At 66.6% G+C, this 12,786-nt stretch carries 12 protein-coding genes; all 12 read right to left on the bottom strand.

Features of this window, described 5'->3' with window-relative positions; all coding sequences use genetic code 11:
* Positions 1-125: 125 nt before the first annotated feature.
* The 12 genes from ACZ7IB_RS36790 to ACZ7IB_RS36735 all read right to left on the bottom strand — a co-directional run bounded on the left by ACZ7IB_RS36790 (position 126) and on the right by ACZ7IB_RS36735 (position 12,710).
* The gene (locus tag ACZ7IB_RS36790; protein WP_470918708.1) at positions 126-686 is read right to left on the bottom strand and encodes a hypothetical protein; all 561 of its coding nucleotides are present in this window, start codon (positions 684-686) and stop codon (positions 126-128) included.
* A gap of 69 nt (positions 687-755) precedes the next feature.
* On the bottom strand, positions 756-1,055 hold the full coding sequence (locus tag ACZ7IB_RS36785) for a hypothetical protein (RefSeq protein ID WP_470918707.1): 300 nt from the start codon (positions 1,053-1,055) through the stop codon (positions 756-758).
* 59 nt (positions 1,056-1,114) lie between these two features.
* Positions 1,115-1,351 (bottom strand): hypothetical protein, encoded by a 237-nt coding sequence (locus tag ACZ7IB_RS36780; RefSeq protein WP_470918705.1) that lies wholly within the window; start codon positions 1,349-1,351, stop codon positions 1,115-1,117.
* Between the two features lie 161 nt (positions 1,352-1,512).
* Positions 1,513-2,388 carry a hypothetical protein gene (locus tag ACZ7IB_RS36775; protein ID WP_470918703.1) on the bottom strand — a complete coding sequence of 292 codons (876 nt, stop codon included), beginning with the start codon at positions 2,386-2,388 and terminating at the stop codon, positions 1,513-1,515.
* Between the two features lie 364 nt (positions 2,389-2,752).
* Complete coding sequence (locus ACZ7IB_RS36770; RefSeq protein WP_470918702.1) at positions 2,753-3,136, bottom strand: hypothetical protein; 384 nt, start codon at positions 3,134-3,136, stop codon at positions 2,753-2,755.
* 906 nt (positions 3,137-4,042) lie between these two features.
* Positions 4,043-4,657, bottom strand: a complete 615-nt coding sequence (locus ACZ7IB_RS36765) for a hypothetical protein (protein WP_470918700.1) — start codon at positions 4,655-4,657, stop codon at positions 4,043-4,045.
* 546 nt (positions 4,658-5,203) lie between these two features.
* Positions 5,204-5,485 carry a DUF3263 domain-containing protein gene (locus ACZ7IB_RS36760; RefSeq protein ID WP_470918698.1) on the bottom strand — a complete coding sequence of 94 codons (282 nt, stop codon included), beginning with the start codon at positions 5,483-5,485 and terminating at the stop codon, positions 5,204-5,206.
* A 609-nt stretch (positions 5,486-6,094) separates the two neighbouring features.
* Complete coding sequence (locus tag ACZ7IB_RS36755; protein ID WP_470918696.1) at positions 6,095-6,907, bottom strand: hypothetical protein; 813 nt, start codon at positions 6,905-6,907, stop codon at positions 6,095-6,097.
* 195 nt (positions 6,908-7,102) lie between these two features.
* Positions 7,103-8,227, bottom strand: a complete 1,125-nt coding sequence (locus tag ACZ7IB_RS36750) for an aminotransferase class I/II-fold pyridoxal phosphate-dependent enzyme (RefSeq protein ID WP_470918694.1) — start codon at positions 8,225-8,227, stop codon at positions 7,103-7,105.
* A 133-nt stretch (positions 8,228-8,360) separates the two neighbouring features.
* On the bottom strand, positions 8,361-9,485 hold the full coding sequence (locus ACZ7IB_RS36745; RefSeq protein ID WP_470918692.1) for a GNAT family N-acetyltransferase: 1,125 nt from the start codon (positions 9,483-9,485) through the stop codon (positions 8,361-8,363).
* A 109-nt stretch (positions 9,486-9,594) separates the two neighbouring features.
* Positions 9,595-10,719 (bottom strand): ATP-grasp domain-containing protein, encoded by a 1,125-nt coding sequence (locus ACZ7IB_RS36740; protein WP_470918710.1) that lies wholly within the window; start codon positions 10,717-10,719, stop codon positions 9,595-9,597.
* A gap of 284 nt (positions 10,720-11,003) precedes the next feature.
* The gene (locus ACZ7IB_RS36735; protein ID WP_470918690.1) at positions 11,004-12,710 is read right to left on the bottom strand and encodes an MSCRAMM family protein; all 1,707 of its coding nucleotides are present in this window, start codon (positions 12,708-12,710) and stop codon (positions 11,004-11,006) included.
* Positions 12,711-12,786 lie beyond the last annotated feature (76 nt).

Raw genomic sequence — 12,786 nt, 5'->3', positions numbered from 1 at the left:
CCTGGGGGGGTGTGTCTGTGTGGGTCGCTCCAGAGAGAAGAGGAAACGACTGGGGGGTGCCTGTTCCTTTGTGGCTGGGCCCGGTGTTTCGCCCCCCCCCCCCCACCCCCCCCCCCCGCGGCTAGTCAGGCGCCTTCGTCGTTTGAGTGGTGGGGATTGGGGGCGCTGTAGGGGCGCAGGGCCCGGTCGTTGGCGTCGTCAGCGTGTGCCCACCAGTTGGGGCGCGCGGAGGTGGAAAGCAGCAGGCAGGTCATTTCGGCGGGGGCGTCGTCGTCCAGGTCGTCTTCGGGTATCTGGTCGAAGAGGAACCCGGTCTGGTGCAGGCCCTGGATGGCCTTGAACAGGGTCCAGGGATTTGCCGGGTTGAGGGGTGCCCATGCCTGTGCGAGGGGTGAGTGGGGCGGCAGGTCCGGGAAGCGGGCGTGGTCTTCGCCGAGTTCGTACAGCAGCCGACCGTCGGCGTCGAGGATGCTGTGCAGTCCCATGATGTCGTTGCTGTCGCCTTCTTCCAGGATCAGGTAGGCGGCGGTGGGGTACTGGGCGGTGAGGGTGTCGGCGATCAGGCGTGCCAGGGACTGACCGTCTGCGCGAAGTGTGTCCACGGTGTTCACGTAGCCGAGCCAGGTGATCGTGGAACTGTGCTCCGGGGTGCTGGTGCCTGGCAGGTGCGGGAGCGTCGGGGGCATGGTGTGGGGCTTCCTTTCGGCTGGAGTCTGGTACCGGTCCGGCGCTGGCGGGCCGGGGAGCGACCGGTGTCAGGGGGTGGGAAGGTGGGTGGTGTGGAGGTCCCAGGTGAGGTGGTGGTCTCCGTCTTTGTACTCAACCCGGGCGGTGTCGACGGTCAGGGCTCCGCTGGGGTTGCTCAGCGAGGAGGTGCCCGTGAGTGTCAGCGTGGTGCCGGTGTGAAGGTGATTGCGAAGGGTGCCGTTAAGTAGCGCGGCGATGTGGTCGGTTGTGGCGCGGTCAAGTGGGATGTATTCGCCCACAAGACATTCGTTGCAGCCGCATCCGGGCGGGTCGATGGCGGTGGGCTGGGGACCGCGGAAAGAGTTCATGAGGGTGCGCTTTCAGATGGTGGGGCGGTCGCCGTGCAGGCGGCCGCCTTGGGGGTGGGTTAGGGGTGGCACAGGCCGGTGTGATCGGTGGGCTTCGGGCATTCGTCGGCGCACTGGTGGCCGTTGTTGGCCTGGGCGGTGCGCAAGGTTTCGTGGCAGTCGGAACAGAGTGCGGGGTGGCCGGGCCATTTGGTGGCACGGGCGAGGAACGCGACGTCGTGGCAGCGCTGGCAGGCGTCGCCGGTCAGCGGCGGCCAGGTGGTGTACAGGCGGCTAGCGATCGAGCAGGGAGTCATCCCCGCTGGCTCGGCCAAAAGCTATTCCGCCGGCGACGTCGACTGTGGGCCTATGACCAGCGAAAACGCTCGGAGCCGATGCGAAGCCGTTGCTGCGTATCCGCCCATGGACGAAAGCTCCGCTCCCGCTTGGGCGTCGGGAGCGGAGCTCGGCACAGGGTTCAGAGGTGGGCCAGCACGGACTGGACGTCTGTGCCGGAGGTGATCAGGTTCGTAGCCTGCGGTCCGTCCCACAGTCGCCAGACGTCGCCGCCCAGGTGCGGCGACCACGTCAGATGTACTGTTCGGCCGTCGGCGGCGGTGGCCTTCCACCAGCCGCGCTGTACTGAGCAGAAGTCCAACCCGTGCGTGTCCCGGAGTTCCGGTGCGGGCCCGAACCGGCGGGCGGTGTATGCGAGATAGTCAAGCGTTGGCGTGATGGCGCGGCGGAGTGTGTCGCGGTCGGTGCTCTGCCAGAAGGAGTCCTGGGCGTAAGCAAATCCTGTCTTCGCCAGGGCAGCGTCGGCCGTCTTCCTCGCAGACGTGTCAGGGCTCGCGAAGAGTCCATCCAGCATTATCACGTGCCGGTCATCGGGCGGCCATCCTCCCTGAAGAAGTAGCCGCAGCACGGCCCCCTTGGTGATAGGTGACACATACACCTCCGCCGTCACTGGCCGGGTGGCCATTTCGGAACGGCGAGCGCGCTCCAGCCTGTCCGCAGCGGCTGCTGACGGCATGGCGTCCCCTATTCGGGTGCGTAGCCAGTGGGCGCCTTCGGGAAGTTCTGCCAGATGAGCCGCATGGAGCTGGACAGCGGCGGCGTAGTGGTCCTTACTGGGGGCGGTGTCAGTCAGTGCGATGAGGACGACGGACGGATGGCGGGGCAGGTTACGGGAGATGATGGTGGAGGCGCTGCGCACGTCGACGAGCACGAGGGACGCGGCGTTCCACTCGTCGCCGGTCAGCAGTTCTGCCGAGCGGCGCAGCATGGTCACGTGCGAGGGGACGTATTCGGTGATCGAGCTGGCATTGCCGGGGCCAATGTGCAAAAGAGTCACGGGGGTCCTTGGGTTGTCGTGGCCGCATAAAGAGCCTTCTGTGGGCGAGTACGGCCGTGCAGTTGAGATGCGAGAGCGCTTGGGCATCACGGTGGCGCGGGGGGCTACGCGTTTGCCTCGCCGGCCATGAACGCTATTCCGTCGGGTGCGCCTGGATGGTGGCTCTGACCAGCGCAAATATGAGGCGATGCGGCATCACCAACGTTGTTTCGATGCGTGGCGTTCGGATTCGATTCCGGGAGCGTCGCCTCCGGCGCTTCTGTTCGTCAGGCACCGGTTTTCGTTCGAAGTTCCGCTAGCTGCTGCGGCGCCTTTGATCGTTCGCGTCGCGAGGGCTCCCCAGCGGCGAGTGGACGGTTCGGGGTCACTTCTCGGCGTCCGTGGGTGGCTCTTCGGTCCGGGTAATGGGAACAAACAAGGTGCTCCCGCCGATCGGTGAGTGGAAGGTGATCAATCCTGATGGCAGTTCCAGGTGCGTGCTGGTGGCCTTGCTGCTTCCGAGGGCGAGGGCCTGGAGCACTCGGCCGGCGATGAGGGCGCGGTCTTCTCCGATGTACCAGGGGGCGCGGATGCGGTGCAGTTCGTTGGGTTCCAGGCGATGTACGAGCGCGAAACGGCTGCCGTGCTTGTGCCGCCCTGTCCACCAAGTTCTGATGTCGTTGTCCCTCAGGCACAGACCTGCGCGCTGGCCTGGTGTGATCCAGAGGCCGGAATGGCGCAGCCAGAGCGTGCCCTGCGGGCAACTCACAGCGTCTCCGTCCCTCAACTGGGGCATGCGTGCGAGTCGGGCACCTTTGAAGAATTCGCCGGCACGGGCTGGCGAGCTCACTACGGTGTCCGCACCGCCGCGAAGGCCTGCCCAGCGCGGGGCCTTGGTCACTGTCAGCCGAGTCTTGTTGCCGTGGGATGCGCGGAGCGGGACGAACTCCGACAGTTGAAGCGTGTCGTCGGTGACCGTGAAGGGGCGTATTAGGGCCTGGTGGGACACGACATGACCTCCAGAGAGGGCCGCCCGAACGCCGAGCCGGATGCGTGTGTAGGACAGGACACGGCACGGGGCGTAGACGGCGAGAGAAATTGAGAGATGGTGCGGGGCCCTGCGGCCCACCCACTGCCATCAGTGCGAACCTAAGCCTCTGAAGCCGTCGACGACGTGCCTGTGACCTGCAAATATGCTCAAGTCTGCCGCCTCTGAGGCGCATCGAGCGGAGATTGCGCGAGAGGGCCGACCAGTTGTACGGCGGGCTTGCCTGGGGGCTGGCCATGTGTCGCTGATGCGGTTGTTAACCGTCTACGCAGATGTCTTGATCCCTGCCGAGGTCCCGTCCGGGCAGTGTGGGAGGCGCGGGCGCATGGGCTCGGGATGGGCTCGGAGTGCTCTGGAGTTCGTGCTCTGTCTCTTCGGTGAGTGTTGGTCAGGCGAGGTACGCGGGAGCGACAGAATCCTGGCGCTGCTCGTTGCCCCGGGTTTCCTCTAACGCTGGGAGTGCTTGGGGATCTCTGGACTCGGGCCCCCTGGGAACATGGCATGCCCCCGCGGTGCTCCCCAGGATGCGAGCCGGCCCGTAGAACCCCGTAGATCGGTTCTACGTAGCAGTGCGCGGTCCTGCCCGTCGTTCGGGAAGGACCGCGCGCTGATGGGGGGGTTTCCTTGCTAGACCGTGTTGCCGACGCCTTCGAGGAGTCTCTTCAGGTCGACGAAGGTCATGGTGATGCGGGTGGGGAACTCACGCTCAATGCTGACGCCCAGGCTGGTGGAGCGTTCCTGAAGGCGTGTGAATTCCTCGTCGAGTGCGGTTCTTTGAGCTTCCCATGTTTCCCCCTCCCGGCGCTGTGCCTCGGCGTCTGCCGCAACCTTTTCGGTGTGGCTCTGCCACGAGTCGATCAGGTGGCTTGCCTCAACTGCGCTCAACGAGAGGTGGCTCGGGAGTCCGGCGGCGAACTGGGCGAGCTCTTCGGCAGCTCGGCCCTCCTCGCGGGAAAACTCGACCAGTTGAGTGGAGCCGAGCTCGGCGAGAGCTGGCTCGTGAGTCTCGGTCGTGTGCGGGTCGTAGTGGGCTGTGGTGATCACGAGGTAGCCGGTTCCAGATCCGTTCCAGCGGTCTCTGCCGCAACGGGTGGCCCTGGACACTGTCCACGGTCCTCGGCGCTCCCGGTGCCAGAGGCGGTCGACGTCGACCAAGAGTACGGGGGTCGCTGGTTGGTAGGCGAACTCGCGACGGGCGCAGAGCGCGTTGCGACCGAGGCGTTTGATTGACTGTCTGTTCATGTCGTTTGCCACTTCCTCATCGTGGTGCGGGTGGGTTGGGGCATGGTTGAATCCGCGATTTGGTTTGGTCTTCTGTTACTCCGTTGAGCCGTGTCGCGGGAGGGTGGCCGACCGAGGCGCGACCCAGGTGATACTGAGGCGCGGCCCCTGCGGTTTGTCCGCACCCCTACGGCTGCCTCGGGGCCAGCCGCTCTCGCCTGTTCACCGCGAAATCTAGGCCCGTCGTTTGGCGTCGTTGAGGTTGCTGACCTGCGTAAACAATCGAAAGGGAAGTCCCAGGAGCAGTGTCACTGAGCTCGGCATACGACTGTCGGGGTGAGAGAGCACCAGGCGCAGGGCTGGTAGGCAGAAGGTGTGGCTCGACGAAGTGTGTGTCCGCGAGGCCGTCGGCCGGGGCCGTGCTCCATGAGGCGGTCGGTTTCGCGCGGCCGCTCCCCGGTGATGGCCCGCTCGTCGCCCTCGGTGGCCAGTCAATCGATCTCGTACATGGGCAGCGGGCAGTACTGAGGTGCTGACTGGCAAGTGGCAAGGGGCCGAGGTGCCAGTTCACGGCAGCTGTTGGCCGCCGCGGGTGTAGTTGTCGTGTCCAGCCATTGGGCCGTTTGTAACGTTCAGCCGAGGTTCGCCGCGCGCGATGCGTCGGCGATTGAGCATCTCTTCCAGGAGACGCAGAACGATCGGCTCGGCCTTGCGCGCTTCGGGGCTGTGCAGCAGGGTCACGAGGACTTGCCAGTACCGCGTGGGAGAGATGCCGATGCCCTCTCTGATGTGGCGCTCGTGGACCCCCTTCGACCACGGCGTTGACATCGTGTTGAGGTGTGCCTGCATGGCTAGGACTGCGTTGGCTAGCGGGCCCAGCCCTTCGTAGGTACGTGTCGGCCGATAGGGCGTGAAAGGGTTCCCAGGCGTAGCGTCCCGCGGGTCCCGTTGCGGCTGCTGATCACGCGAACTTCCATGGGTGGGTTTTCCTTGGAGTGCCATCACATCAGTCCCGTTCGTGGGGGTGTGGTACAGCGGATGGTGTTCTGGGAATCGAGCGGGGTTGGGACTGGAGGGCGTGTCTGATCGGTTCGGCGAGACCGGCTGTGTAGGTCGGTGGATGCCTGGCAGGGAAGGAACGGCAAGCTAGCTGGCCTGCCGGATGAAGGTCGTGCGGAGGCCAGTTGGTCGCGCCGGTGTCGCCGTCTGGTCCTTATGCCGGTCTGTCTGTCGGGCGATTACCAGGCACTGTGTTGTCGGGCGAACACGCTATTCCGGAATCCCGCACCTGGTTAACCATCTGACCTGCAACTTTGCGCGGCACGACGTGCAGCGGCGGGCAATGTAGAACGGAGCCAAGGGATGGGGACGCGTCGTGGCGAGGCGGTGATGCGCAGCGCTGCTGCGGAGGTGGCCCCGGTCGGGCCCAGCTTCTGGCGCTGGGCCGTGCTCGACGATCTACACTCCGGCGAACGCGCGCTCGAACGCCGGGAGAGCACGAGCACCCGCGCAATTTGGGATGAACACATCTTGGGCGGGAGCAGGGCCTATCGGTTCCCGCCCAGTGATGTGCGGTGTTCCGGGGTTCGTGAAAGAGGGTCGCTGTCTGGACGTGTCTTCGCGGCGGGAGCGCGCGGGGGTGGGGTTTTTCTGCGCGGTCTCACGCCCGGTCTGGCTTGCCCGTGTTCGGCTGGCATCGGTGACGTCATCAACCCTGGCCGTTTGCTGAGGGGTGAGTGGAGCCGGGTCCGCAAGGGCCGGTGCCATAGTTCTGCTCAGCGTCAGGAAGGCTTCAGTGGCGCTGATGGTGCCTTGCGCATCGAGAATGTCTGCGACGGCGAGTATCGCGGGCCAGTGGTCGTCTCGGAGCCTCTGTGCTTCTGTACGTGCCAGCCGACGGTTGAAGGGGGACACGCCGTGGGAGTCGATCTGTGCGTCGTCGTGCGTCGCTGTGGCACGGGTTGCTGCGATACGCAGCGGGGTGTCCAGTTTTTGCTCGCGCAGCCATCTCTCCACGGCGAGGATCCCCGCGTGCAGGAAGACAACAATTCCGCGCTTTGACGTCCAGCTCAGGTCGGTGTATCCGGTGAGGCCAGCTGTGGGTGTCTCCTGGAGCGCGCTCTTCTGGAACGTCGTGTCCGGATCTGCCAAGGCGGTCACGGCGCGGCCGGCCTGCCAGATCGCGATGTAGTGACGCCAGACGTCGTCGGGGAACCCGAGACCTTCTCGGATGGTCAGGGCTGGGCGGGCAGGTTCCGGGTCAGGTGTCATCTCTGTGTCCGGTTGGATCGGTTGCGGGCTCGAAGCACACGGATGGGAGAGGCTCAAGAACCGTTTTTCCCGGGTATGGGGGTCTGCGAGAGGCCCGGGAGTCGGGAGATACGGGGACGTCCCCTGTCACATATGCCTGGTGAAGGCGCCGGGCGGCGTCGAGGTACCTCTCGTTCTCTGTGTCGAAGGTGATCTTCACCGGTGCTCCCTGTACCCGTTCAAGGTCTCCAGCGCGTTGCTGAGCTGTTTGAACTCGGTCTCGGAGCTGGGGGTCATCAGGCGCAGGCCGGATACGCCGCCGCGGGACGTACTGGTGAACAGTCGGGCGGATATTCCGTGCTCCTGCAGGTGCTCCAGGGCCTCATAGGGCTGGTTCATGTGGACGAACCGGTAGTGGATGTCTGCCTCGGCCACCGCGTCGCCGAAGTGGTCGGTCAGCAGCAGGTGCAGGCGCCGTGCGTCTGCGGCGATCTGTGCGAGTGCGCCGGGGAGCCATGTGTTGTCCTGGAGCGCTGCGGTGGCAAGGACGATGTCCAGCAACGACAGTGGCCAGCTGGGAAGTTGCTCTGTCACGGCCTGGCGCAGCTGGGCGTGGTGGGTCCAGAGCATGCCCGCCCGGGTACCGGTTATTCCAAATGTTTTCCCGGTGGACTGCAGGACGACAAGGTTGTGGATGTCGGCGCCGGCCAGGCTCAGCCCGGCTCCCTGGAATGCGATGTACTCCTCGTCGACAATCGCCACGCATCGAGGGTTGTCTTTGCACGCCTGCAGCAGATGTTCACGGCTGATGTAGTGCCCCAGCGGGTTGCTGGGGTTCGACAGGATGACGAAGTCGTGTGTGCGCATCGCCTGGCGCAGGCGGGTCAGGCGGTGTTCGACGGTGTCCCGCACGCCGTCTGCGGGGCTGAAGAAGTCGGCGTAGGCGAAGCGGCGCGTCGTCTCCGTGTAGTCGGGGGTGATGACCGCAACGCGTGAGTCGTTCAGCAGGCGGGCGAGGATCAAGATGAATTCGGTGACTCCGCGGCCGGCGAGCATGTCCTCCTCGTGTGTGCCGAGCCGATCCGCGAACGCCTGCAGGTAGCGTCGTTCGGCCTGGTACGGCGGACGTGGCGTTTCATAGGGTGGAGGCATCAGGCGGTGGGCGTCGTGCTGGAGGAATTTCTGAAGTGCCTCGATGGCGGCGGGTGGCGGCCCTAGAGGGTTCGTGCACAGGCTCAAGTTGAGTGTGATCAGCCCGTCGGGGAGATCGGTGAGGTCACCCCCCTGAACCCGGCTCGGATCGCGCACGGCGCGCTGCTCAGTAGTCCCGGGACTATTCATGGCTTGATTCCTTGGCTGCTGGCGCCCGAGCTAGCAGCAGGCGCGGTGAGTGCGGGGGCTGTGTGGCTGAAGGCGTGGTCGTGCTCGGTAGCCTTGCGGTCTCCCCCAGCTAGACGGTGCACTGGGGGTTGGGTCACCATCGGCTGCCGGGGGTGAGGTATGGGGTGGCGGCGATTTCAAATCGCCTTGACAGGCGCGTGAGTGCAGCGGCAGCCGTCTGATTGGGCTGAGTGAACCTGACGACGGTGCGCAGTACCTGCGGCCTGTAACCGAGGTGGGTCTTGGCTCTGCAGTTCCATCGTCCTGCGTCGATCAGGGTCGCCTGGTGGTCGATGGCCCATCGGGCGGCCTCTCCCATCAGCCAGGTGTAGGTCCAGCGCGCCGCGGAGTGGCGGTAGTCGATCCCTGATGCCCAGAGGTACAGGCAGTCATGGTGCAGCCATCCGTAGAGGCCCCCGACGAGTTGTTGGTTGTGGGTCGCGGCGAGGAGTACTGCGCCGGGGATGTCGGTGAGGTGGTGGAGCATCTCGTGTCCGTAAAGACGGGTGCCGTGACGGTCGGCTGTTCCGTTGGCAAGGTCGGTGAAATTCCCCAGGGCGGGAAAGATCGAGGTGCCGGTGAGAGGCGTGAGTAGGAGGCCTGCTTCCGTTCCGCGGCGCCACTGGCGGCGGGCCTCGCGCCGGTATCGGGTGGGTATGCCAGCCCACCAGCTGTCGAGGTCAGGGCCCAGTGGGCGTGTGAAGGCAACGTCGGTTGCGAGGTCGAGCGGGGCGGCAGGGCTGGCGGCTTCGGAGAGGAGGGCTGCCTGTGCGGGGGTAAGGCCGGGGAAGGCCACGGCACAGGCCCCAAATTCGGCGGCGAGGTCCTGGCCGGCGCTGACGGTGGCGTGGGCGAGGGCAGTTGTCGATGTGCCTGCGCCGCCGTATTCGGCGTGGGGACTTCCGGCCCACAGCACAGGGCCGGGCCATACCGGGGCGATGTCCGCGTCGGTCTCCTGCGAGTTCCAGTAGGGGCTGCCGTCTGGATCCAGGAGGTAGAAGGAGACTGTCTCACTCCTACCGACGGTCTCATCGAAGAGATGCACGTGCTGGTGAGACAAGACCCGCTCGGTGGTGACCTGCTGCCAGGCTCTCGCCCAGGCGCGGGTGCGCGATGGGTGTGGGGGGCGCTGGGTATCCGGCGGGGAGGCATCGACATCGGCGTGCCAGCGGGCAGTCACCTGGGCCGCGGGCCGCCGGGTCAGGGTGGTGGTGGGCATCAGATGGCTGCCCCTTCGGCGAGAGGCGATGTGGCCGGGGCGATGTCGGCATGAACGGATCTGAGGGCGCGATCCAGGCGGCGTCGACACTGGCCTGGGGTCTCGCCGGTCACCACGACGTGGGCCAGGCGGGAGTCGATCCCGGAACCGGGTGGGGCGCTACGTTGGCACCGAGTTGCTGTTCGAGTACGGCTCGCTCGCACCACGTGTCCGCCGCCAGTGAGGCGTCCACGGTCAGTGACCGCAGCTGTCCGGCGCTGTCCGGGTACAGGAATCCGACTGCGGCGGCCTTCTGACGGGTCGGGAGCACGTCGGGGACTCGGCCGAGGGCAAGGTCGGCTGCAGCACGGACGAGGTCGATCCCGGTGGCCAGGTGTACGAGGTGAGGGATCAGGTCGCCTCCGAGTCTGGGGTTGACTTCCACGATCCGGGGGCCGCTTTGGGTCAGGCGCAGCTCGACGTGGCTGATGCCATGGGCGATGTCGAGGGCGTCAAGGGCCTGGGCAGCGATGTCGGCGGCTTCGTCGGTCTCCGGTCCGTCAAGGGCTGGTGCGACGAGGTGGCCGGTCTCCTCGAAGTACGGCGGGTCGCCGAGCTGCTTGCGGGTGACAGCGACTGCTGTGTGGCGGCCGTGGTGGGAGACAACTTCAACGCTGATTTCTGGTCCGTCCAAGTACTCCTCGGCGAGCATGCCGTGGCCCCCTTGGCCTTGGTGTGCTGCGGCCGCCGCGGTGAAGGCAAAGGCATGGGGGAGGTCTGCGGGGCGATCGATCTTGATCACTCCCGCGCTTCCGGCTGCGGAGGCAGGCTTGAGAACGAAGGGGTAGCCGAGGTCGTAGGCGGCAATCCGCACTTCGGCGAGGTCGCTCACCGGCGCCCACCGCGCCGATGCGACACCATGGGCGTCGAAGATTGCCCGGGCCGTGGCCTTGTTGCGGCAGGCCCGCACGGCCGCTGGTTCCGATCCGGGCACTCCGAGGCTTCGCGCGGCGGTTGCCGAGTGGAAGGCGGCGAACTCGTGCCAGGTCAGCACGCCTTCGACACGGAGGCCGGCGGAGGCGGCCTGGGCGGCGTCGCGAACAGCGTCCTGGTCCCGGAGGTCGGCCACCAGGTGTCCCGTGAGGTAGGGGCGTTGCCATGTCGGCGCGGCGGAGTCGATCAGGATCACGCGGTATCGCTTGGCGAGTGCCTGCAGGGCGTAGCCGCGATAGTCACCGTCTCCGGAGCCGATCACCAAGAGGACAGGGTCTGGAGAGGTGGGTCCGCTGCGCAACTCTGCTGTCGTCGTGATGTGGGCTGATTGCGTCGTCCCGGACTCGGGTTCATCAGCCGGGGTTTCGGACAGGGTCACCGTTCTCCCTCTGTGCTTGCCGGCCTGGACGGGCATGGCGAAGCTGGACAGGGCGGGATTGCCGCCGGGTTTTTCGTCGGGCGGGTTTGGGTGTCCTCGACGGAGCGACGGGCCTGCCGATCAGCTGACACAGGACGGTCAGCTGACGGCTGCACCGTCTGGCCGTGCTAGGAGGAGGGTGTGTCGGATGTGCTACGGCGGCGCCGGGATGCCCAGATGGCCGCGCCGCCGCCCACCAGCAGGACCGCGCCGCCAGTCACCGCCCAGCGAATATTGCCGCCGCCGGTGTGAGCGAGTTGAGCCTGCGGTGCGGCGGCGGGTGCCGGGGCGGGCGGCTTGGGCCGGGCCGGAGGCGTAGGAGTGGCCGGAGGGGTGGGGGTCTTGGCGTCCTCGATGGTGATGGCGACCTGGGCGCCGGGCTTGGCGGTGAACTGCTGTGCGGTCGTGTTGAGTTCGTAGCCGCCGGGGGCTTTGATTTCGGTCGCCCAGTACCTTGTGCCGGCCTTCAATAGGACGTCGAGCTTGGCCGTGGCGGTGCCGTCCGCACCAGTGGTCAGCGTGGCGACCTTCTTGCCGGGGACGTGTTTGCCGCTGGCGTCGACGTTGTCCGCCGCGATGTTGATGACCGCGCCGGGCAGCGCCTGGCGGCTGTCCTTGTCGATCTTCTTCAGCTGAAGTTCGGCCGACTTGAATGGGTCGACGACGACTATCGGGTTGGCGGCGGAAGTCTCGCCCTCCGTGATGACGATGTCCTGGTCGGGAACCGTGCCGTAGACGGGGCTGCCGCTGTCGCTCTCGTGCAGCCGGTAGGTGCCGGCGGGCAGGCCGTCGAAGGTGAGGATGCCCTCGATGTTGGTCTGGCCCTGGGCGATGGTGTTGCCGTCCTTGGTGAGCAGCTGGAAGGCGACCCCGGCCAGCCTGGTGCCTTCAGGGTCTTTCTTCCGGATCAGCACTCCCCCGGGGGCCGGGGTGACATCCACGCTGGCGGTTGCCTTGGCCGTGGTGGTGTCGCCGGCCAGCAGCATGCGCTGGGCCCGGGTGTCGGCGGGGTTGAGAACCTTTAACTGGGAGCCGGGCAGTCCGGAGGCGGTCGCGGAGACGCTGGCCTCGCCCTTCTTCTCGGCCGTGAACGACCAGGTGGCCTCCCCGTTCTCGCCTGTGGTCACCTGCCCGTTCTCGCCGCCGGGGCCCTTCTCGGCGAGTGTGACCTTTACCCCGGGCACCTTCGCGCCGGAAGGGGCGGCGGTGACCGCGACGGTGACCTCGATCTTCTGCCCGGGCGCGGTCTGTTTCACCTTGGGGGTGACGGCGAGGGTATAGGGACCGGCGTACTTCTTGGCCTCGGCGATGTAGCCGAGCGCCAGGCCACGCGACGACGAGGAGACATTCGGGTAGGCCAGTCGCTGCTTGCCTCGCGTGCCGTCGATCCCGTACGTACCGCCCGCGAGCATCTCGTACACCACTGCGTCCACGGCGGCGGCCTGCGCCGCGTTCCGCGTCTGCCCGTACCGGCCAATCACGTAACTCGCGTACGAGACCTGGGAGGCGGGCACCTGTTCGCCAGTCACCGACGACGTCCAGCGGCTGGTGGCTACGGGCCCTCCATACCCGCCACCCCCGTCAGGACCCTTCTTCTCCGGATCCGCGCAATATGTCTCCATATCACCGAAAACCCGCATACCCGGCGGGCCGTACGCACCGATGTGACTGGTAGCGGCATTCCCCTGCGAGTCGGGGATGGCGTAGCCCGGCCCGAAGCGGTCGGCCTGGGGCGCGGCCGACGCAGTGGGCGCCCAGGCAAGAGTTCCGGCTACTGCTGCGGCCACGGCGACGGAGGCGAGGCGTGACATCGGAGGAAGGGTGCGGGAACGCATGGGTAGGGCTCCTTGGACGGGACAGGAAGTGGCTATTTCGAGAGCGCGGCGGGAGTGCAGGGGTGCAGTGGAGGTC

It is taken from the genome of Streptomyces sp. NPDC037301, from assembly GCF_055602785.1.
The sequence above is the reverse complement of the archived record's forward strand: the minus strand, read 5'-3'. Positions and strand labels throughout refer to the sequence as shown.

Bases quoted from the DNA above. Each gene is read 5' to 3' on its own strand.
- ACZ7IB_RS36745 (WP_470918692.1), bottom strand. From the start codon at position 9,485: ATGCCCACCACCACCCTGACCCGGCGGCCCGCGGCCCAGGTGACTGCC.
- ACZ7IB_RS36735 (WP_470918690.1), bottom strand. From the start codon at position 12,710: ATGCGTTCCCGCACCCTTCCTCCGATGTCACGCCTCGCCTCCGTCGCC.
- ACZ7IB_RS36755 (WP_470918696.1), bottom strand. From the start codon at position 6,907: ATGACACCTGACCCGGAACCTGCCCGCCCAGCCCTGACCATCCGAGAA.
- ACZ7IB_RS36780 (WP_470918705.1), bottom strand. From the start codon at position 1,351: ATGACTCCCTGCTCGATCGCTAGCCGCCTGTACACCACCTGGCCGCCG.
- ACZ7IB_RS36785 (WP_470918707.1), bottom strand. From the start codon at position 1,055: ATGAACTCTTTCCGCGGTCCCCAGCCCACCGCCATCGACCCGCCCGGA.
- ACZ7IB_RS36750 (WP_470918694.1), bottom strand. From the start codon at position 8,227: ATGAATAGTCCCGGGACTACTGAGCAGCGCGCCGTGCGCGATCCGAGC.
- ACZ7IB_RS36760 (WP_470918698.1), bottom strand. From the start codon at position 5,485: ATGCAGGCACACCTCAACACGATGTCAACGCCGTGGTCGAAGGGGGTC.
- ACZ7IB_RS36790 (WP_470918708.1), bottom strand. From the start codon at position 686: ATGCCCCCGACGCTCCCGCACCTGCCAGGCACCAGCACCCCGGAGCAC.
- ACZ7IB_RS36765 (WP_470918700.1), bottom strand. From the start codon at position 4,657: ATGAACAGACAGTCAATCAAACGCCTCGGTCGCAACGCGCTCTGCGCC.